Annotated in this window: 17 protein-coding genes; 12 read left to right on the forward strand and 5 right to left on the reverse strand. The window is 59.5% G+C overall.

What is annotated here, in order from left to right; genetic code table 11:
- Window positions 1-141: 141 nt before the first annotated feature.
- Entirely contained in the window at window positions 142-1,017 is an 876-nt protein-coding gene (locus tag NCR98_RS21565; RefSeq protein WP_250467937.1) for a FadR/GntR family transcriptional regulator, read from the reverse strand.
- Between the two features lie 179 nt (window positions 1,018-1,196).
- Here NCR98_RS21565 and NCR98_RS21570 point away from each other — a divergent pair, with 179 nt between their 5' ends.
- From NCR98_RS21570 to NCR98_RS21600, 7 genes are all read left to right on the forward strand, one after another.
- Window positions 1,197-2,405 carry an ABC transporter substrate-binding protein gene (locus NCR98_RS21570; protein ID WP_250527227.1) on the forward strand — a complete coding sequence of 403 codons (1,209 nt, stop codon included), beginning with the start codon at window positions 1,197-1,199 and terminating at the stop codon, window positions 2,403-2,405.
- 73 nt (window positions 2,406-2,478) lie between these two features.
- On the forward strand, window positions 2,479-3,339 hold the full coding sequence (locus tag NCR98_RS21575) for a branched-chain amino acid ABC transporter permease (protein WP_244831266.1): 861 nt from the start codon (window positions 2,479-2,481) through the stop codon (window positions 3,337-3,339).
- A 23-nt stretch (window positions 3,340-3,362) separates the two neighbouring features.
- Window positions 3,363-4,361 carry a branched-chain amino acid ABC transporter permease gene (locus NCR98_RS21580; protein ID WP_250527304.1) on the forward strand — a complete coding sequence of 333 codons (999 nt, stop codon included), beginning with the start codon at window positions 3,363-3,365 and terminating at the stop codon, window positions 4,359-4,361.
- On the forward strand, window positions 4,358-5,125 hold the full coding sequence (locus NCR98_RS21585; RefSeq protein WP_250527228.1) for an ABC transporter ATP-binding protein: 768 nt from the start codon (window positions 4,358-4,360) through the stop codon (window positions 5,123-5,125). The genes NCR98_RS21580 and NCR98_RS21585 overlap by 4 nt, the downstream gene beginning before the upstream one ends.
- Complete coding sequence (locus NCR98_RS21590) at window positions 5,125-5,823, forward strand: ABC transporter ATP-binding protein (RefSeq protein WP_409014797.1); 699 nt, start codon at window positions 5,125-5,127, stop codon at window positions 5,821-5,823. Before NCR98_RS21585 ends, NCR98_RS21590 begins: the two co-directional genes overlap by 1 nt.
- 49 nt (window positions 5,824-5,872) lie before the next feature.
- A complete protein-coding gene (locus NCR98_RS21595) occupies window positions 5,873-7,132 on the forward strand; it encodes a Zn-dependent hydrolase (RefSeq protein WP_250527229.1) in 1,260 nt (419 codons plus the stop codon).
- A gap of 2 nt (window positions 7,133-7,134) precedes the next feature.
- Window positions 7,135-8,622, forward strand: a complete 1,488-nt coding sequence (locus NCR98_RS21600) for a M81 family metallopeptidase (RefSeq protein ID WP_250527230.1) — start codon at window positions 7,135-7,137, stop codon at window positions 8,620-8,622.
- A 3-nt stretch (window positions 8,623-8,625) separates the two neighbouring features.
- On the opposite strand, the gene NCR98_RS21605 is transcribed toward NCR98_RS21600, so the two are convergent.
- The 3 genes from NCR98_RS21605 to NCR98_RS21615 form a co-directional block, all read right to left on the reverse strand.
- Window positions 8,626-9,417 (reverse strand): hypothetical protein, encoded by a 792-nt coding sequence (locus NCR98_RS21605; protein WP_250510526.1) that lies wholly within the window; start codon window positions 9,415-9,417, stop codon window positions 8,626-8,628.
- 115 nt (window positions 9,418-9,532) lie between these two features.
- The gene (locus NCR98_RS21610; protein WP_250493986.1) at window positions 9,533-10,852 is read right to left on the reverse strand and encodes an MFS transporter; all 1,320 of its coding nucleotides are present in this window, start codon (window positions 10,850-10,852) and stop codon (window positions 9,533-9,535) included.
- Between the two features lie 155 nt (window positions 10,853-11,007).
- Complete coding sequence (locus NCR98_RS21615) at window positions 11,008-12,093, reverse strand: tartrate dehydrogenase (protein ID WP_244831272.1); 1,086 nt, start codon at window positions 12,091-12,093, stop codon at window positions 11,008-11,010.
- Between the two features lie 108 nt (window positions 12,094-12,201).
- Here NCR98_RS21615 and NCR98_RS21620 point away from each other — a divergent pair, with 108 nt between their 5' ends.
- The 5 genes from NCR98_RS21620 to NCR98_RS21640 all read left to right on the forward strand — a co-directional run bounded on the left by NCR98_RS21620 (window position 12,202) and on the right by NCR98_RS21640 (window position 17,556).
- Entirely contained in the window at window positions 12,202-13,122 is a 921-nt protein-coding gene (locus NCR98_RS21620) for a LysR family transcriptional regulator (protein WP_250493987.1), read from the forward strand.
- A 197-nt stretch (window positions 13,123-13,319) separates the two neighbouring features.
- Window positions 13,320-14,528: an efflux RND transporter periplasmic adaptor subunit gene (locus NCR98_RS21625; RefSeq protein ID WP_250493988.1), complete on the forward strand. Its 1,209-nt coding sequence runs from the start codon at window positions 13,320-13,322 to the stop codon at window positions 14,526-14,528.
- A 1-nt stretch (window position 14,529) separates the two neighbouring features.
- Window positions 14,530-15,222, forward strand: a complete 693-nt coding sequence (locus tag NCR98_RS21630) for an ABC transporter ATP-binding protein (RefSeq protein WP_244831275.1) — start codon at window positions 14,530-14,532, stop codon at window positions 15,220-15,222.
- A 3-nt stretch (window positions 15,223-15,225) separates the two neighbouring features.
- Window positions 15,226-16,380 (forward strand): ABC transporter permease, encoded by a 1,155-nt coding sequence (locus NCR98_RS21635; protein WP_250527231.1) that lies wholly within the window; start codon window positions 15,226-15,228, stop codon window positions 16,378-16,380.
- A 9-nt stretch (window positions 16,381-16,389) separates the two neighbouring features.
- Window positions 16,390-17,556, forward strand: a complete 1,167-nt coding sequence (locus tag NCR98_RS21640; protein WP_250527232.1) for an ABC transporter permease — start codon at window positions 16,390-16,392, stop codon at window positions 17,554-17,556.
- Window positions 17,557-17,568: 12 nt separating this feature from the next.
- On the opposite strand, the gene NCR98_RS21645 is transcribed toward NCR98_RS21640, so the two are convergent.
- Entirely contained in the window at window positions 17,569-20,067 is a 2,499-nt protein-coding gene (locus NCR98_RS21645; RefSeq protein ID WP_250527233.1) for a glycosyl hydrolase 2 galactose-binding domain-containing protein, read from the reverse strand.
- Between the last annotated feature and the right edge of the window lie 23 nt (window positions 20,068-20,090).

Below are 20,090 nucleotides of genomic sequence, written 5' to 3' on the forward strand. Positions count from 1 at the left end.
GACACGCTTCGCTCAGGCGACGCCATTAGCACGACGCTGCAAGCGTGAAACTTTCGAAAACCCCACAAAAACAGGGTTCAAATGCGCGCTTGGAGAGCGGCGCGCTCGTCAACAGGATTGTAATCGGAAGAAGAAATTCGCTTAAGCTTTACCGCCGCGCTTAATAACGCGCTTGCGAATCTCTGAATCGAGTATGAGCCTGCCGCGAATTTTGCCCTTCATGCGTTTGACGTAGCGCGGCGCTTCCGTCATGTGTATCACCATCAGTTCGCGTACTTTTTCAGCGTCGCGCGCACGTGCTGCTTCGGTGATGGCCTTGTGAATCTTGACGTTTGCACGGCCGAAACGTTCGTGCTCCGCTTGCGGTGTATCGTTTCGAAATTCGATCAGTTGCCGGATCATCTCGTTGATCAGCTCGCAGCTAAACCGCAAGAACGGATTGGGATTGGCCGCAGCGAGAATGTCGTGGAAATTCACGTCTTCCTGACGTTGCCTGACAATATCCCGGCTCTCGTGCGCGCAAGCGGGTTCGTCGCAACTCGCTATATTTTCTTCGAGCGCGGCCAAATCCTCTTCCGTCAAATGCGGCACTGCCCCTGCAGCAAGTTCGGGTTCGAGTAACTGACGCACCGTATAGATGTCGTCGATGCTTACGTCCTTAAAAAACAAATAATTTTGCAAGAGCTGAAGGGTTCTATCTAGCGGCACTTCAACGATGGTGCCGCCGCCCGAAGGACCGGTCGTGACCTTGATAAGCCCTTGCACTTCCAGAGACTTGAGCGCTTCGCGAATCGTGCTCTTGCTAACGGAAAACAACTGCTGCAACTCGACTTCGCGCGGCAGCTTGTCGCCCGGCTTGAGATCTTTTTCCGTAATGAGCCGTTTGATTTCCTCAGCGACGAGGTCTGCGCGCTTGGGCTGCTTGATGGGCTTGGCAAGCGGCTGCCTTGAGACTTCCTGTTGAGTCGGGTCGACTCCGGCCGCCGCGCTGGCGCGCTTAGCACGGTCCATCACCATATCGATGCTCCTTTACACACCCCGGAATATTGCCTTATTGACACCCGAATTTATTGTACCTAGCATCGGATTCGTTCTATTTATCATGATAAATAGGATGAAGCTAAACCGACGCATGAACGTACCACGAAAAAAACGCAAGGTGGCCGCGCAGGTCTTCTTCTCAAGGAGCGTCAATTTTGAATCGCCGAAATATGTTGAAGCTGGCCGCGCTGTCGGCCGTTCCCGGATCGTTTGAGGCGCTCATGTCGCGCAGCGCGCTCGCTCAAGGTTCGCCGATTCAGTTTGCCTGCCCGGTGCCGATGTCCGGACCCTTTGCGGCAAACGGCAAATACGCCGATCTCGGCATGAAGCTCGCGATCGAACAGTATGGCAAGGTGCTCGGTCAGCCGCTCGCATATACCACGCTCGATACCGAAGGCAAGCCCGCGACCGCGGTGCGTCGCGTTCAGGAAATAGCCCAACAGAAAAACGCGCGCTATTTTGCAGGCGGCATTCTTTCGTCCGAAGCGCTTGCAATGGGTAAGGAAGTGGAGAAGGCCGGCGGCGTTTTCATCACTACGGCGGGCGCCGACGAGCTCACGGGGAAAGACTGCAATAGCGCGACGTTTCGGTGGTCGGTGCCGACCTTCGGCGCAATAGAGCAGACGGTTCGACCGCTCATTCAGACGTTCCCCAAGGCCAAGCGTTGGTACACCATCACGCCACAATACGTCTTTGGCGATGGTCTTTTATCCGCTGCTAAAGCCATCTTCAAGGAAAAGGGCATCGAGCATGTGGGCAACAGCTATCACTCGCTAAACGAAAAAGAATTCAGCGGATATCTGACCAACGCTGTCGCGGCCAAGCCGGACGTCCTGCTTATTCTGAACTTTGGCTCACAGTCGTCGGATACGTTGCGACAAGCCGTGAGCTTCGGCATGAAGAACAACTGCAAGATTCTCATGGCCTGGGCGTCCGGTCTGGAGCAGTTCGAAGCGCTGGGTCCGGACATCTGCGAAGGGGTGTATTTCGGCGCGCAGTACTGGCACGCAATTGATTCCCCGCTCAATCAGGATCTCGTCAAGCGCGCCAATGCGGCCTTCAAGGCGAACCCGAACTACAGTCTTGCGGGATCGTATATCTGTACCAAGATTTTGCTGGACGGCATCGTGAAGGCAGGTACGGCAGACTCCAAGAAAGTCATCGCGACGCTGGAAGGAATGAAGTATTCAGGTCTGACGGGCCCTGAGGAAATCCGCGCAGGCGACCATCAGGTGCTCAAGAATTATTATTTGCTCAAGGGTAAGCCAAAGAGCAAGATGAAAGACAAGGACGACTACGCCGATATCGTCAGTTCAGGACAATCGTTCCTTCCGCTCGACAAGACGCAATGCAAGATGGCTTGACAATGCTTAGGCACAAGCTGGAAGCGAATGCGCCTGAAGCGCGTTCGCGCCGTTTCTCTTTTGAGCCAAGGCCATGAACGTTTATCTGTTGCAGGTCGTGAACGGCATCGGCGTGGGGATGCTGTATTTTCTGCTTGCGGTCGGCTTGTCGATCGTATTCGGGCTCCTGCGCTTCGTGAATTTCGCGCACGGCGCGTTCTACCTTCTTGGTGCGTATTTTTGCTATCAGGCGATGCAGTGGTCAATGAGCTTCTGGATGGCGCTCATCGTCGTGCCGGTTGTAGTAGGCGTGCTTGCGTGGATAGTAGAAAAGATCGTATTGCGGCACGTCTATGCGCAGCAGCACGAGTTTCATATTCTCGCGACAGTGGGCCTCGCACTCGTGCTGCAGGAGTGCGCAATCATCCTATGGGGACCGCTCGGCGACAACGTAGCGGTGCCGGATGTGCTGAATGGCGTCGTGATCTGGGGCAGCTTCGTCTATCCGAAATACCGCCTGTTCGTGATCGGATTCACGGCTGTGCTCGCGGCCATTCTCTGGTGGGTACTCGAAGGCACGCGGCTCGGTAGCGCCGTTCGCGCGGGCAGTGAATCCAGCGAGATGGTGTCCTTGCTCGGTATCAATGTGACGCGCGTCTTCAGTCTCGTGTTCGCGCTCGGCGCGGGCACGGCAGCGCTTGCAGGCGTCCTCGCCGCACCCATACGCGGCGTCGATCCATTCATGGGTATCGAAGCTTTGGGCGTGGCCTTCGTGGTTGTCGTGGTGGGCGGCATGGGTAATTTCCTTGGCGCGCTTGTTGGCGGCTTGTTGGTCGGTATTGTCCAAAGCGTGATGAGCACGTTATGGCCCGAAGGCGCGCGGCTCATGATCTATGTCGCGATGGCCGCTGTCCTATTGCTGCGTCCGAATGGATTGCTCGGGAGGGCAGTGTGATTTCCAAACAGGATTCGAACGCGCTGGACGTCGACGCGCCGCAAAGCTCGTCGCCCCGGCAAGCGCTTCATCGCTATCGCTTCTTGCTCCTTGCCTTATTGGTCGTTTGCATATTGCCCATGACGATACGTTCGGGTTCGCTTGCGACCGAAGTACTTGTCTACGCGCTTGCGGCCTTGGGGTGCAATCTGCTCCTGGGACACACAGGGTTGCTCTCTTTTGGACAAGGCATTTTCTTTGGACTAGGCAGCTATAGCGCGGGTCTCATCCTGGCGAAATTCGGTCTACAGGCTCCCGTCGCCTTATTAGGGGCGGTGCTTGCCGGAGCGGTTGCCGCAGCCATCGTCGGATGGTTTTCCATCCGTCAGCGCGGTGCCTATTTCGTGATGTTGACGCTCGCATTCGGCCAGATGTTTTACTTTCTCGCCTACACGACGCCCGATCTAACTGGCGGTGACAACGGTCTTCTCGATATCCCCCGTCCCGCTTTGTCCATCTTCGGCAAGACGCTCTTTTCGATAACCTCACCCTGGCAGTATTACGCGTTCGTGGCGGTGCTTTTCTTGCTCGCATTCTGGCTGATGATGCGTGTCTCGCATTCGATATTCGGTCGCACATTGCTGGCTATTCGCGACAATGAAGCCCGAGCGGCCGCGGTCGGGTACGACGTCAGGCGCTTCAAGCTCGCGGCCTTTGTCATCTCCGGTGCGGTCACGGGTTTGGCGGGCGCGCTGCACGCCATGATGACCGGTATCGCGCCGCTGTCTAACATCGACTATCACACGAGCGAGATGATTCTCGTGATGACGGTGATTGGCGGTACGGGAAATCTGTTTTCATCGGTCCTCGGTGCGGCCTTCTATGTGCTGTTCGCTGATTGGTTGAGCACGCTTTGGCCGCGCTGGCTGCTCCTGCTTGGGCTCGTGTTGATCGCTGTAAGTCTTTTCATGCAGCGTGGCTTGTGGGGCCTTGGCGAACGCGTCTGGCGCGCCGTCAGGCGCAATCAGGGAGAGGCAACATGAGCACGGCCCTTCTCGAAGCGAGGAATGTCGTCAAGCGCTATGGGAAATTCGCCGCCTTGACCGAGGTGAACTTGCGTATAGCGAGCCATACGGTCCATTCGGTCATCGGTCCGAATGGCGCGGGCAAGACAACGCTGTTCCACGTGCTCACGGGCACCGTGCCCATCACGGCGGGCAATATCACGTTCGACGGACACGATGTCACACATGAGCCCGATCATCGGCGCGTGAAGCGTGGCATCGCGCGATCGTTCCAGGTAACGAGTCTCTTCGCCAATCTGACCGTGCGCGAGAATCTTCGCCTCGCGGCGCAAGGCGTGGACGCAAAGCGCGCGCTCAATGCGTGGACGCCGCCGCGTGGTGCGCTTGAGCATCGCGAGACAGTGGATGCCGTGCTTGAACGCCTTTCTTTGCAACGTTTCGCGTCGACGTTCGCAAGCGCGCTTTCGCATGGTCAGCAGCGGCGACTTGAAGTAGGCATGGCGCTCGCGGCTCGTCCCAAGGCAATTTTTCTCGATGAGCCGACTTCCGGGATGGGAATCGACGATCTCGACGACATGAAGCAACTGATCCGCAGTTTGCGCGACGACTATACCGTCGTTCTCATCGAGCACAACATGGATATCGTGATGGATATCTCCGACACGATCACGGTCATGCAGCAGGGGCGTGTCCTGGTCGAAGGCAAGCCTGCCGATATTCGCGGCGACGAGCGCGTGCGTACCGCATATCTCGGCAACATGATTACCGGAGGCCGTGCCTGATGCTCGAAGCACAGAATATCCACGGATACTATGGGAAAAGTCACGTCTTGCAAGGCGTGACGCTTAGTGTTCGGGACGGCGAGACTGTCACTTTGCTTGGCCGCAATGGCGCGGGAAAGTCGACGACGTTAAAGAGTATTGCCGGCGTCGTAACCCCGCAACAGGGCAGTGTGAAGTTCAAAGGCATTGAAGTAGCGAAAATGCAGCCGCACAAGATTGCCGCGCGCGGGATATGTTTTGTTCCGGAGCATCGCGGTATCTTCAAGCTGCTTTCAGTGGAAGAGAATCTTCGTCTTGGCGCCCGTAAGCAATCGCCTTGGCAGTTGACGGACATCTATCGCATCTTTCCTCGTTTGAAGGAACGCCGCACGAATGGCGGTGGTCAACTGTCGGGTGGTGAGCAGCAGATGCTGGCGATCGGCCGTGCGCTCATGAATCATCCGCGGCTTCTGATGCTCGATGAACCCGTGGAAGGCCTTGCACCCGTGATCGTCGAAGAGATCGTGGCGCAACTCAAGCTGATTCGGGAAGCGGGCGTGGCAATCCTGCTGGTCGAACAGAATCTCGAGGTCTGTACTCAGCTTGCGGATCGACATTACATCATCGAGCAAGGCCGTATCGTGTACGAAGCCAGCAACGACGTCTTCATTGCCGACGACTCCGTTAAAGACCGCTATCTAGGTGTCGGCGTCGTTTGAGTTCATCGAAGGCTGACAATTTTCATCTGCAACTATCGAAGGAATTCCGATGCAAGTGCTCGATCTGCCAGCGCATGCTGGCTTGCGCGTCGACGGCGCGCGACTTTGGAACAGCCTGATGGAACTCGCGCGCATCGGCGCGACGCATAAAGGTGGCGTGTGTCGTCTGGCGTTAACCGAACTCGACAAGAAAGGGCGCGATCTCTTCGTCGCTTGGGCGAAGGGAGTTGGATGTACGGTGCGCATCGATGCAATAGGAAACATCTTCGCGCGTCGTGCGGGCTTGCGTGACGACCTGCCTCCCGTTATGACCGGCAGTCATATCGACACACAACCGACAGGCGGAAAGTTCGATGGCAACTATGGCGTACTCGCCGGCCTCGAAGTCCTGCGCACCTTGAACGACAACGATGTACCCACTGTCGCGCCGCTCGAAGTCGCGGTCTGGACCAATGAGGAAGGGTCGCGCTTCGTTCCAGTCATGATGGGCTCAGGCGTCTTTGCTGGCGCGTTCACGCTCGATTACGCGCTGATGCAAAAGGATCGCGAGGGCATCTCCGTGCGCGATGCGCTCGCGTCGATCGGTTATGAGGGTGAACACGTCGCGGCGCATCGCGTCGGTGCTTATTTTGAAGCGCATATCGAGCAAGGGCCAGTGCTCGAAGCGAATGACAAAGTAATCGGCGTGGTGCAGGGAGCGCTCGGTCAACGATGGTACGACGTGACCATCGAGGGGATGGAGGCGCATGCAGGACCTACGCCGATGGAACTGCGCCGTGACGCGTTGCTCGTGGCAGCCGATCTTATCCGCGAGGTCAATCGCATTGCGATCTCGCATGCTCCGCATGGACGCGGTACGGTCGGTTGGGTGGACGTGCATCCGAATTCGCGCAATGTGATCCCGGGCCGTGTGAAGCTAACCGTCGACTTCCGCGCTGCCGACGACGCCACGCTCGATGAGATGGATGCCGCCCTGCGTGACATGTGCGCCAAGTCGTCGTTGCCTGTAGCGGTAGACGAAGTGGTCTACTTTGCACCGCAACCGTTCGATGCATCGCTGGTCGATTCGGTGCGTGACAGCGCCAATGCACTAGCTTATACGTCGATGGATGCGATAAGCGGCGCGGGTCACGATGCGGTGTACCTTGCGCGCGTCGCGCCCGCTGCCATGATCTTCGTGCCGTGCAAGGATGGCATCAGCCACAATGAAATAGAGGATGCGCAGGCCGATCATCTCGAAGCAGGCTGTAACGTGCTGCTTCAAGTCATGCTGCGTGCCGCAAATGCACCGGCTCAAGAAGGAGCGTAAGCATGAAAATTCTGATCGCCCGGATGAATCACGAGACCAATACTTTCTCGCCTGTGGCGACACCGCTCGAAGCATTCGGTCGCGACGGCCCTTGCTATAACGAAGCCGCATATCAGGAAAACGCGGGTATGCGCACCGCGATGTCTGCTTTCATCGACGCCGCCGAACGCCTAAAGGCGGAGATCGTCACGCCTATCTCCGCATCGGCGAATCCTAGCGGCCCGGTCGCCGCAGCAGCTTACGACGCGATATGCGCATCTATCGTCCAAGCCGCGCAAGGATGCGACGCAGTGATGCTCGACCTGCACGGCGCCATGGTTGCGGAAAATTCGCCGGACGGCGAAGGCGATTTGCTCGAACGTGTACGCAAGGCGGTGCCGCACGCGCCCATTGCGGTCTCGCTCGATCTGCACGCGAACGTCACGCAGAAGATCATCGACAATGCAAATGTGATCGTGAGCTTCAAGACCTATCCGCACGTGGATATGTATGAAAGCGGCGAGCACGCGGCCCGCCTGCTTTTCAATCTCATCGATGAAAGGGTGACCCCTGTCATCGCGTGGGCCCAACCGCCGCTCCTCACGCATACGTTGAGAAGCGCGACGGCAAGCGGTGCGATGAAGCGCGCCATCGAAGCGGCACGCGCAGCGGAGGGAGAGGAAGGAGTGCTCGCAGTCTCGGTGCTGTCGGGCTTTTCTCTCGCGGATATCGCGTCGCCTTGCATTAGCGTAGTCGTGGTTGCAAACGGCGACATCGACAAAGCGCAAAAAGTCGCGAACCAGATCGCGCAGCAGATCTGGAAGGAGCGCGAGGCCTTCGTTTATCGCAGCGCACCGCTTGCAGCATCTATCGCGGAAGGCGTGAAGCTGGCGCAAGAAGCCGACAAGCCCGTCTTGCTGCTCGATCACGGCGACAACTGCATGTCGGGCGGCACGTGCGACACCACCGACGCATTCGAAGAAGCCCTTGTACAAGGGCTCGATGGCATCGTCGTCGGCCCGCTATGCGACCCGCAAGCAGTGGCAACCTTATTCGATGCTGGCATCGGCGCGACGGTCACAGTCGGCATAGGCAACAAGCTCCCGAGCGTCGCATCGCGCGGCAAGTTTCCGCTCGAGGTGACAGGCGTGGTGCGTGCCCTGACGAATGGCGAGTACATCATCAGCGGTCCGACTTATACCGGCCAGCGCGCTTATATGGGCCGCGCCGCCGTCATCGAGACACCGGCCGCGCGGATTCTTGTCACCGAACGCACGCATGAGCCTTGGGATCTCGGTGTATTCGAGAGCGTCGGTATCGATCCACGCGGTGCGCGCTTTCTTATCCTCAAGTCGCGCATGTATTGCCGGCCGGTGTTCGTGCCGATTGCCGGTGGTTTGGTGGAGTGCGACAGCCGGGGCGTCACGAGCTCGGACTATGAGCTTTTCTCGTTCAGCAATCTCAAGCGGCCGGTTTATCCATTGGATTCGAACGCGACGTTCGACGCTTGAGCGTTATTTCACGAGATTGAGCCGCTTGGTGACGATAGTTCCCGTCTTGCGATCGATGAGCCAGACGGCATCGACGCGACCATGCAGCGTGGATGTCCTACGCGTGATGTCGGTCGGCTCTTCATCCGTGGGGTCGTTATGTTCGACGCGGTCGATGAGATATGGCGGCTCTAGCGTGCAGATCAGCAGAATCGCAAAGTCGCCGTCGCCGTGCGTCTTATCGAAATCGGCCAGGATTGCACCGCCGCGCACGTTCGTTCTTGCGCGGCCTTCAACGCCAAGCTGAATTACGTCGAAAGTCTGGACGAAGCCTTTAGCCTTGGCCTCGGGCGCCACGACCAGTTTGCGACCGCTCTGGCCCTTCACCGTCTCCTTGAGCAGGATGGCGTCCGGTTGCGTGGGCGCGGCAAGGGAGACGTTCACACTAAGCAGCTTCTTTTTCGTCTGGTATCGGACGCCGTAAGACGCTGGAATAACGAATGCAAAAGTGGGATCGGCTTGCGCATTTGCCTGTGCTTGCGCCGCTGTCTGCGTCGCGGATGCGGATTGCGTGGACTTGCGCAAGCGTTGCAGCGGACGGTCCAGAAAGCCGCGCAGGCGGCTAGTAATGGAAGGCGGCTGGCTGGGCGACGGCTTGCCGCTAAGCGCGTCTCTGACGTGTTGAGGATCGTCGCCGGTGAAGTCGGCAGGGAGCGCGTCCGCCGACAAAATGCCCGCGCCGCTCGCAACGCCTGCATCGGCCGAAGCACTCCACGCGCAAGGTGCATGCAAAATAATGAATACACTTAGCAGCATGCCAGCCGCGCCGATAGCCGTCTTACTCTTTCTCTTCGATAAAAGCACTTCGCTTCCTCTGGCGCACGCGCTGAGTCTGATGAAGCGGCTATCTTAAAATAAAAGCCGCGCAGCTTCACATTCGCGCGGCCGCCGCATGCTCCCGCTCGCTCTTCGCCTTGCGGCTCAACATCAGCGTGATGACCGCCGACATGGCGAGCGTCGCGCCCACGACGTACAGGCCCGCGGCATAGCTACCGGTTGAATTCTTTAGCCAGCCGATGGCGAACGGTCCCACGAAGCCACCCAGGTTGCCGATGGAGTTGATCATCGCAATGCCTGCCGCCGCGCCTGCACCGGAGAGGAACATGCTCGGCATGGCCCAGAGCGGAGCCTTGGCGGCGCTGATGCCCACGTTGACCACGATGAGCGCGAGTACGATAAAGAGCGCCGTCGTCGCCTGACCTGCAAAGAAGAAGCCGACGCAAGCCAGCGCACACGGAATGACCACGTGCCACGTGCGTTCCTGCGTGCGGTCCGAATGCCGGGCCCACAGGATCATCGCGATGACGGCGATCACGCTCGGAATGCCGTTGATGAGCCCCGTCTCCAGCGCGCTGAAACCGTACTGACGGATGATGAGCGGCGCCCACAATCCGAGCGTATAAAGACCCGCCGACGTGCCGAAATAAATGAGCGCTAGCGCCAGCACACGCGGATCGCGTAATGCATTCAAAGCGCCTTCCGTATGCCCCGCATTCGCTTGCTTCGCGTCGGCTTCGCTTTTCAGCCTTGCAATGAGCCATTCGCGCTCTTCGCTCGCGAGCCAGTGTGCCTGGGCGGGCGTGTCGGTCAGATATTTGAGGACGACGAAGCCGAGCACGATAGCCGGAATCGCTTCGATGATGTAGAGCAACTGCCAGTCTGCGAGCCCGAAGATCGGCGGCATCTGCATGATCGCGCCAGACAACGGTGAGCCGATGGCGGTCGAGATCGGCGCGGCTGCCATGAACCATGCGGCGGCCACGGCGCGCTGCTTGGCCGGAAACCAGAGGCTGAGATAAAGAATCACGCCGGGGAAGAATCCGGCCTCCGCGACGCCGAGCAGGAAGCGCAGGACGTAGAAGCTCGTCGGACCTGCCACGAATGCGGATGCAACGGAGACGATGCCCCACGTGACCATCACGCGTGCAATCCAGATGCGCGCGCCGACTTTATGCAAAATTAGATTTGACGGAACTTCGAACAGAAAGTAGCCGATGAAAAACAATCCGCCGCCCAGTCCGAAGGCGGTGGGCGACAGGCCGATGGCCTTGTTCATCGTCATGGCGGCAAAACCGACGTTGACGCGGTCGAGAAAGCTGATGAAGTAAAGCAGCATGACGAACGGAATGATGCGCAATGCCAGCTTGCGATTGACGCGGGCTTCCACGCCGGACTCGGATGGGGTATGCATGTGTCTCCTCCTTGGGAGGCGAGCGGTGCTCTTCTAAGGAACGGTGCGGAAAGACTCAGGCGTTAGGCGCGAACGTCCTGTTGCCGCGATGTGCGTTGCATCGCGGTCAAGCGCCCCGGCACGCGGCCGGGGTCCATCGCATACAAAATGCGGATTCAGGCGGCTGCGGCTTCCACGCGTTCGACAAACGCGCACACGGCAGCCGTCACTTGCGCTGTCGTCGCCTTGCCGCCGAGATCGCCGGTATGCAGCGATTCATCGGCTGTCACGGCTTCGACGGCATCCATGACACGCTTGGCGGCTTCCGTTTCGCCCAGATGTTCGAGCAACATGACGAGCGACCAGAAAGTGCCGATCGGGTTGGCAAGCCCCTTGCCCATGATGTCGAAAGCGGAACCGTGGATCGGCTCGAACATCGACGGATAGCGGCGTTCCGGGTCGATGTTGCCGGTCGGTGCAATGCCGAGGCTACCCGCGAGCGCGGCGGCCAGGTCGCTCAGGATGTCGGCATGCAGATTGGTCGCGACGATCGTATCGAGCGTGGCGGGACGGTTGACCATGCGCGCGGTGGCGGCATCGACCAGTTCCTTGTCCCACTTCACGTCCGGGAATTCTTTTGAAATCTGCAGCGCGATTTCGTCCCACATCACCATGGCATGGCGCTGCGCATTGCTCTTGGTGATGACCGTAAGCAGTTTGCGCGGACGCGACTGCGCGAGTTTGAATGCAAAACGCATAATGCGTTCGACACCGGCACGCGTGAGGATGGAGACGTCGGTTGCCGCCTCGATCGGATGACCCTGATGCACGCGGCCACCCACACCCGCATATTCGCCCTCGGAGTTCTCGCGCACGATCACCCAGTTGAGGTCCTCGGGCTTGCAACGCTTGAGCGGCCCGTCGATGCCGGGAAGAATGCGCGTCGGGCGCACGTTGGCGTATTGATCGAAGCCCTGGCAGATCTTCAGGCGCAGGCCCCACAGCGTGATGTGATCGGGCACGCCGGGGTCGCCTGCCGAACCGAAGAGAATTGCGTCCTTGTCGCGGATGGCATCGAGGCCATCGGCGGGCATCATCGAACCGTGCTGACGGTAATAGTCCGCGCCCCAGTCGAAGCTCTCGAATTCGAATGCAAAATTACGCGACGTCTTGGCAAGCGCTTCGAGCACTTGCTGGCCAGCGGGGATGACTTCCTTGCCGATGCCGTCGCCGGGGATGGTTGCGATGCGATAAGTTTTCATGTCTCCGTTCCTCGATGTGGGTGTGTGAGCTCACTCTACCCAACTTAAGGATAAGAAACCGGTGCTAAACTCAAAGCATCTTTAACTTTGATTCAAAAGTGAGGGCGCATGGCGGAGACCGTTCAGCCGGCCGATCTGAGCTTTTTCTCGACGCTCGCGACATCGGGCAGCCTGAGCGCAGCGGCGCGGGAACTGGGCCTCACGGCAGCGGCAGTAAGCAAGCGCCTGACACAAATGGAGGCGCGGGCAGGCGTGCCACTCGTCAATCGCACGACGCGCCGCATGATGCTCACGCCAGAGGGCGAGCTTTATCTGGAGCGTGCGCGGCGCATTCTCGACGAAATCGACGAACTTGCGGAGCTGCTTGGCAGCGCGAAGAAGAGTCCAAAGGGTCTGCTTCGCGTGAATGCGACGCTCGGCTTCGGGCGCAGTCATGTGGCGCCCGCCATTTCTCGATTCGTTGCGCGGCACCGCCAAGTGTCGGTGCAATTGCAGTTGTCGGTCGCGCCGCCGCCGCTCACGGACGACACATTCGACGTTTGCATTCGCTTCGGCGAGCCACCGGATACGCGTGTGGTCGCGCGGCGTCTCGCGTCGAATCGTCGGCTGCTATGCGCGGCGCCGGGCTATATCGCCACGCACGGTTTGCCTGCGACGCCGCACGATCTCACGCGGCATAACTGCATCGGCATCCGGCAAGGCGACGAAGCGTACGGCGTTTGGCGGCTGACGAGCGGGCGGGGTGCTGCGCAGAAGACGGAGGCGGTGCGCATCAAGGGCAATCTCACGACCAACGATGGCGAAATCGCCGTCAAATGGGCGCTCGAAGGACACGGCATTCTGATGCGAGCTGAATGGGACATTGCAGACTATCTGGCGGATGGCCGGCTCGTCGCCGTATTGCCCGATTACGAGACGCCCAATGCGGACATCTACGCCGTGTACTCCGGACGGCATCAGATGTCCGCGCGCATAAGGGCTTTCGTCGATTTCATTGCGCTCGATCTCAAGCATGCGCGCGGCACTTGAATTTCCGACTATCGTTAAAGACATGGCATTTTGTAGTCGGCATACCGCATGCAAAATTCCGTCGACCCAGTAAAGGCAATGAAAGCGGGCGGGCCTGCGGGCGCTATACTGGTTGCCTGTCCATTGCATGACGACCCACGACCGGATAGCCGTCCTCAAGCGGCTCCAAGGTCACCCGCGGCGCGACTCCAGATAAATTGGCTGAACACGATTTAGACAAACTCAAGATCGACCGCAGTCCCGCTGCCGTCGTCCCGCGACGCAGGCGTCCGTGGCTTCGCTATGTGCTCGTCGCGGCGATCATTCTCGTACTCGTGGGCATCGGCTTGCGCTTTGCCGGGCCGCAAACGGTGGAGACCGCTACGGTCACGTCGGTTTATCCATCGCAAAGCTATACGCTTCTCAACGCGACTGGCTACGTCGTGCCGCAACGCAAGGCGGCGGTCGCATCGAAGGGACAGGGCCGCGTGGAATGGCTTGGTGTACTCGAAGGTACGCCTGTAAAGGAAGGCCAGGTGATTGCGCGGCTCGAACGCGATGATGTGTCCGCTTCGCTTGCACAAGCCGAGGCGCAAGTTAAAGTCGCTCAAGCCAACCTCGAGTTGCAACGCGCCGAGTTGAGGGACGCAGAGATCAGTCTCAAGCGCTCCGATATCCTCGCTCCCCAAGGCGCGATTCCCGCGTCTCAGCACGACAGCGACCGCGCCCGCTTCGACAAAGCCAAGGCAGCCGTGAATAGCGACGCAGCCACGATCGTGTCGGCGCAAGCCAATGCGCTCGCGGCGCGCGTAGCCGTCGACCAGACCATCATTCGTGCGCCTTTCGATGGCGTCGTGCTCGAAAAGCATGCGAACGTGGGCGATAACATCACGCCGTTCTCGTCGGCATCGGACAGCAAGGGTGCGGTCGTGACGATTGCGGACATGAAGACGCTCGAAGTCGAGGCGGATGTCGCGGAGTCGAACATCGGCAAGATCATGGTCGATCAACCATGCGAAATGCAGCTCGACGCGCTGCCCGATGTTCGCTTCTCGGGACGTGTATCGCGCATCGTGCCAACGGTCGATCGTTCGAAGGCCACGGTCCTCGTGAAAGTGCGCTTCGTCGAACACGATCCACGCGTGCTGCCCGACATGAGCGCGAAGGTCGCGTTCCTTTCGAAGCCCGTACCGCCTGAACAGAAGAAGGCGCTGGTGGCCGTTCAGCCCGCAGCAGTGGTCACGCGCGATGGCAAGCAGGTCGTGTTCATCGTCGAGAACGACAAGGCGCTTCAGAGGCCCGTGACAACGGGTGAACATATCGGCGACCTGCTCGCGGTGCAAGGCGTCAAGCCAGGCGATACGCTGGTACTCGCGCCAAACGACAAGATCAAAGACGGCACCAGCGTTACGCTGGCGAAGAAGTAACGTGAGCACCGCACCTCTGGTCCAGATCAGTCACGTCGTAAAGTCATACCGGCGCGGCGTGCAGACGGTGCCCGTGCTGACCGACATCTCGTTGTCCATCGCCGAAGGGGACTTCGTCGCGTTGATGGGACCGTCCGGCTCGGGCAAGAGCACGTTGCTCAATCTGATCGCGGGCATCGACCGACCGGACAGCGGCGAGCTTCTTGTCGGCGGGCTCGATATCACGCGTTTGCCGGAGTCCGCGCTTGCCGACTGGCGCGCGGCTCATGTCGGCTTCATCTTCCAGTTCTATAACCTGATGCCGGTGCTCACCGCATTCGAGAACGTCGAATTGCCGCTGATGCTCACGCGCCTCTCGCGCGCCGAACGGCGTGAACGTGTCGCGATGGTGCTGGACATGGTGAACATGAGCGAGCGCACGACTCACTATCCGTCGGAGCTATCCGGCGGCCAGCAGCAGCGCGTGGCGATTGCACGCGCCTTGATTACCGACCCGAAGCTGATCGTCGCCGATGAACCCACGGGCGATCTCGACCGCACCTCCGCGGCCGAAGTCCTGACGATGCTGCAACGCCTGAATGAACGCGTTGGCAAGACCATCATCATGGTCACGCACGACGCGCATGCCGCCAATGCCGCGAAGGCGCTGGTGCATCTTGAGAAGGGCGAGTTGATCGACGGCGCGGTGCGCTGAATCATGTTCGTCTTCAAGCTCATTCTGCGCAATGCCACGCGTCACAAGCTCCGCACGGCGCTGACCGTGCTGGGCCTCACGATTGCGGTGCTTGCATACGGCCTGCTGCATACGGTCGTGGATGCGTGGTACGCGGGCGCGGCTGCGGCATCCAACGCGCGCCTGGTCACTCGCAATGCGATCTCGCTGGTGTTTCCGCTGCCTCTTGCATACGAGAATCGCATTCGCGGCGTGGATGGCGTGACGCTGGTTGCACGCTCGAACTGGTTCGGCGGCATCTATCGCGACCCCAAGAATTTCTTCGCGCAATTCGCGGTATCGGACAACTATCTGGATCTCTATCCCGAGTATATCGTCACACCGCAAGCGCGCTCCGATTACCAGAGCGATCGCAAGGGCGTGCTCATCGGGCGACAGCTTGCGACGCAATACGGCTTCAAAGTGGGCGACGTCATTCCTCTCAAGGGGACGATCTATCCAGGAACGTGGGACTTCGTGGTGCGCGGCATCATGGAAGGGCGCGACGAATCGACCATCACGCGGCAACTCATCTTTCACTGGGAGTATCTCAACGAGACGATTCGCAAGACCACCAAGCGTCAAGTGGATCAGGTCGGCGTGTATGTCGTGGGCATCGGAAATCCGGATCAGGCGGCCACCGTATCGCGCAATGTCGATAACGTCTTCAAGAACTCGCTTGCGGAGACGCTTACCGAAACCGAGCAAGCGTTTCAGCTGGGCTTCGTCGCGATGTCTAATCAGATCATTGCGGCCATACGTGTCGTCTCTTACGTGGTGATTCTCATCATCATGGCCGTGATGGCCAATGCAATGGCCATGAGCGCACGCGAACGCACCGTCGAATACGCCACGCTCAAGGCGCTTGGATTCGGACCCACGTTTCTTAGCGTGCTCGTCTTCGGCGAGTCGCTGGCGATTTGCACGATGGGCGGTGCAATCGGCATACTCGCGACACCGCCGGTCGCCGATTTCTTCAAGAATGCGACAGGCGGCGTGTTTCCGGTCTTTCGCGTCTCGCACGAAACGATGATGCTGCAAGCTGCCTGCGCGTTCGTCATCGCGCTGGTGGCGGCGATCGTACCGGCGGTGCAGGCGAGCCGCGTGCGGATCGTCGAAGGCTTGCGAGCGATCGGATAAGGCGAGCATATGGCCATTCCCGTTTCATACATCGCGCGCAATCTATGGGCTCGCCGTCTCACGACGATGTTGACCGCAGGCGGTCTCGCGCTCGTCGTCTTCGTGTTCTCGACCGTGCTCATGCTCGATGCGGGACTCAAGAAAACGCTCGTGTCCACGGGCGAACGCGATAACGTCGTGGTCATTCGCAAAGGCGCGGAAACGGAGATTCAAAGCTCGATCGACCGCAGTCAGGCGAACGTGATGGAGATGCATCCGTCTGTCGCGATGAATGGCGAGGGTGAGCCCTTCGCATCCAAAGAGACCGTGGTGCTCATCTCGCTCTATAAGCTCGGTTCGAATACGCCAGCGAATGTCGTGATACGCGGCGTATCGCCGACTGGCGTCGAACTGCGGCCGCAAGTGAGGCTTACGGCGGGGCGCATGTTCAGTCACGGGTCATCGGAGATCATCGTCGGCAGCAGTATCGCCAAGGGCTTTGCGGGCACGCGCATTGGCGATCATCTGCGCTTCGCTCAGCGCGACTGGACCGTGGTGGGCCATTTCGATGCAGGCGGCAGCGGCTTCGATTCGGAGATATGGGGCGATGTCGATCAACTCATGCAGTCGTTTCGCCGCACGAGTTATTCGTCGATGGTCGTGAGGCTTGCCCGCAGCGATGCCTTCGACCGCTTTCGCGCGGATATCGACGTCGATCCTCGTCTTGCCGATGAAGCCAAGCGCGAGCAAGTGTTCTACGGCGATCAGTCGAAGGCGCTATCCACGTTCATCAATATTCTCGGCATCACGCTTTCGATTATCTTTTCGATAGCAGCGATGATCGGCGCGATGATCACCATGTATGCCTCGGTCGCGAACCGGGTCGCGGAGATTGGAACGCTTCGCGCGTTAGGTTTCAAGCGCTTCGATGTGTTGATTGCGTTTCTGCTCGAAGCGCTGCTTTTGGGACTCACCGGTGGACTCGTCGGCCTCGGCTGCGCGGCACTCATGCAGTTCGCTTCGTTTTCGACGACCAATTTCCAGACGTTCGCGGACCTGTCGTTCCGGTTCGTGCTCACGCCATCGGTCGTTATTCAAACGGTTTTATTCTCGATGATCATGGGGTTCGTCGGTGGCTTTCTGCCTGCCGTACGTGCTGCGAGGCTGAGTATCGTAGATGCGTTGCGAGCCCGATAATCGCGAGACTGCTCAACCGCGATACACCGCACCTTTCGATCCATTGACCGCGAACACATCGCCTTCGGGCGCCGCGCGAACATGTGCGCTTCGCGCGACGAGCGGCACGCGACGCGGCACGCCGGGCGCAAGATGGAACCAGTCGATGCTCGCGTAATAGTCCGGATCGACCACGTGCACCCATCGTGCAAGCTGTGTCGTTGCAATGTCGAGGAACCAGCCTTTGTCATCCTGACCGATGGTCGCGTTCAATCCGACATCACGTCGCTCGCCAATGGAAGGATCGGGAAAATGGAAAGCTTCTGACAATACCGCGCCGGTATCCTGATCGCGCAGAAGCACATGCGTGACATCGTGCGCGCGAGGACCGAAGCGATATGCATAGGCGATGTCGAAGAACGCGCCCAGCAGCGAAGCCGATTTGATACGCTGCACGCTGCGCGGAAATAGCACGACATCGCTCGCACCGCCTGCGACCTTCACCGCGCCATCGCGCAAGCACGACAGTTCGACGCGTGCGCGTATCTCGCGAGCCGTCTCGTTGACGAGATGCACATCGAGGCCGTCGAGGCCTTCATCGGTAATCAGCGCCTGAATAGGCTGAAGCACGCGCGCAAGCCCATGCAGCGCGCTTTTGGGCTTGTGACGCGCATCGATCACACCCCAGCCCGCGCCCGGACGCAGATCCAGCAGATTCCATACGATGCCGCCCGCGCAGGTCGAACCTTCGCGACGCCATTCGGAAAACACAGCGCCGATCACATCTGCGACGACGGCGCGAGACAGTTCGAGATAGCGCTCGGGGTCTTCATAACGCAGACGCGCCACGTCGACGCGATACAGTTCGCGCAGATAGTGCTCGCGCACATCGTCGAAGTCCCATGCGGAACCGGGATCGCGCGGCACGCTTGTCTTCCAGCGGGGCTCATGCGCGCGCGCCGCATTGGGTACAGAGCGCAGCATGACATCGTCGGGGACATTCGCGAACGCAAGGCATTCGGAAGCGAAACGTACTTGCGCACGACGCGCGTCGTCGAAGGGGCGCTGATATGCGCCGACGCCGTAGTAATGCGTGATGCCGCCGCGCGTGCCGAAGGGCATCGAGACGCTGTCGCCGGGCGCGGCGCTCGGTGAGTTCACGACATACGCCACATCGGCGCGATGCTTGGCGATGACTTCCGGAAGCAGTTGCGTGAAAAGGCCTTGTTGATAGGCATCGAATGGCAGACCCAGCATGGCCGCTTGCTGATGCACTTCGCTGCCGCCGCATAGCACTGCAAGCGATGCAAAACGCCGCGTGCGCGCAAGAAACTGTTCTGCTTCGACTTGCACGCTTCGGTTGAATGCCTCGTCCGAGGGATAGTCGAAGTTGGCAAACGCAAAGTCTTGCCAGATCAGAATGCCGAATTCGTCCGCGAGCTCGTAAAAGGTATCGGATTCATAAAGCGTGATGCCGCTCACGCGAATGATGTTGAGCCCCGCATCGCGGCACAGGGTGAAGATGGCCGCGAGCTTGTCGCGCGATGCGTCGAGCGCGACGATATCGGCGGAAGTCCAGCATGCGCCGCGCGCGAACACCGGCACGCCGTTGACGATGATCTGAAAGCCCGTCTTGTCCGCACCGCGATCCACTTCGATATTTCGAAAGCCAATCTGACCAAGCGCGATACGACCAAGCGTTTCGCTCGTCAAGGTCACGGCATAGAGCGATGGCGCGCCATGCGTATGCGGCCACCAGAGCCGCGCTTGCGGCACGCGCACTTGTCCCGTGAGCGTATGCGCGTCACGCCATTGCAGCGGCGCCGTGGCCTCGCCATCGCCACATTCGACATGCATTTCCTCCGGCTCTTGCGGATGATAGAAATGTACAGTGACGTCGAGCAGACCATCGGCACGATCGATTGAAGGCGCAAGCTCGATACGCTCGATGCCATTGCGCGCTTCGCCGATCAGTTCCACTGCGCGCCACGGACCCACTGGCTGAATCGGCGGGCACCATCCGGGCATGTGTCCAAGCAAGGTCGTGCGTACGTTGCGCAGCGTCGCTGGCTGCGCGAGCTTCGGACGCCAGCGCGCACGGCCGCGTTTTGCGGCAAGTGCAGGCTGAATGGAACGAAAGCACAGATAAAGCGTCGCGTCGCCTTGCAGATTCAGATCGACATCGTGCGCGACGAACATAGAATCGGAGTCGAGCAGCTTGTCGTTATCGAGCCACACTTCGGCAATTGTCGCGAGGCCATTGAAGCGCACGCGCCGCTTGCCTTCACCCTGCAAGCGCACGCGATACCAGTGATCCGACATCGCGTAGGGCTGCGCGAGCGCATCTTCGCCAACGCCGTTTGCACGTTGCGCCGATGCAATCGTGCCGGGCACGGGCGCATCGATCCAATGCGCGCTTTCATCGAGCGATGCAGGCGTCGCACAAGCGCCCGCAGCCGTGCTCGTGCACGTCCACCCTTCGGAGAGGCGTTGCGGCAGGCAAGCGTTGGACATATCGGACATGGAATGCATGTTCCTTCCTTCTATGGGCGAAG

The organism is Caballeronia sp. GAWG2-1, assembly GCF_023631405.1.
Lineage (GTDB): Bacteria > Pseudomonadota > Gammaproteobacteria > Burkholderiales > Burkholderiaceae > Caballeronia.

Bases quoted from the DNA above. Each gene is read 5' to 3' on its own strand.
- NCR98_RS21605 (WP_250510526.1), bottom strand. From the start codon at position 9,417: ATGCTGCTAAGTGTATTCATTATTTTGCATGCACCTTGCGCGTGGAGT.
- NCR98_RS21620 (WP_250493987.1), top strand. From the start codon at position 12,202: ATGGCGGAGACCGTTCAGCCGGCCGATCTGAGCTTTTTCTCGACGCTC.
- NCR98_RS21565 (WP_250467937.1), bottom strand. From the start codon at position 1,017: ATGGTGATGGACCGTGCTAAGCGCGCCAGCGCGGCGGCCGGAGTCGAC.
- NCR98_RS21640 (WP_250527232.1), top strand. From the start codon at position 16,390: ATGGCCATTCCCGTTTCATACATCGCGCGCAATCTATGGGCTCGCCGT.
- NCR98_RS21595 (WP_250527229.1), top strand. From the start codon at position 5,873: ATGCAAGTGCTCGATCTGCCAGCGCATGCTGGCTTGCGCGTCGACGGC.
- NCR98_RS21645 (WP_250527233.1), bottom strand. From the start codon at position 20,067: ATGCATTCCATGTCCGATATGTCCAACGCTTGCCTGCCGCAACGCCTC.
- NCR98_RS21590 (WP_409014797.1), top strand. From the start codon at position 5,125: ATGCTCGAAGCACAGAATATCCACGGATACTATGGGAAAAGTCACGTC.
- NCR98_RS21600 (WP_250527230.1), top strand. From the start codon at position 7,135: ATGAAAATTCTGATCGCCCGGATGAATCACGAGACCAATACTTTCTCG.
- NCR98_RS21610 (WP_250493986.1), bottom strand. From the start codon at position 10,852: ATGCATACCCCATCCGAGTCCGGCGTGGAAGCCCGCGTCAATCGCAAG.
- NCR98_RS21615 (WP_244831272.1), bottom strand. From the start codon at position 12,093: ATGAAAACTTATCGCATCGCAACCATCCCCGGCGACGGCATCGGCAAG.
- NCR98_RS21585 (WP_250527228.1), top strand. From the start codon at position 4,358: ATGAGCACGGCCCTTCTCGAAGCGAGGAATGTCGTCAAGCGCTATGGG.
- NCR98_RS21575 (WP_244831266.1), top strand. From the start codon at position 2,479: ATGAACGTTTATCTGTTGCAGGTCGTGAACGGCATCGGCGTGGGGATG.
- NCR98_RS21635 (WP_250527231.1), top strand. From the start codon at position 15,226: ATGTTCGTCTTCAAGCTCATTCTGCGCAATGCCACGCGTCACAAGCTC.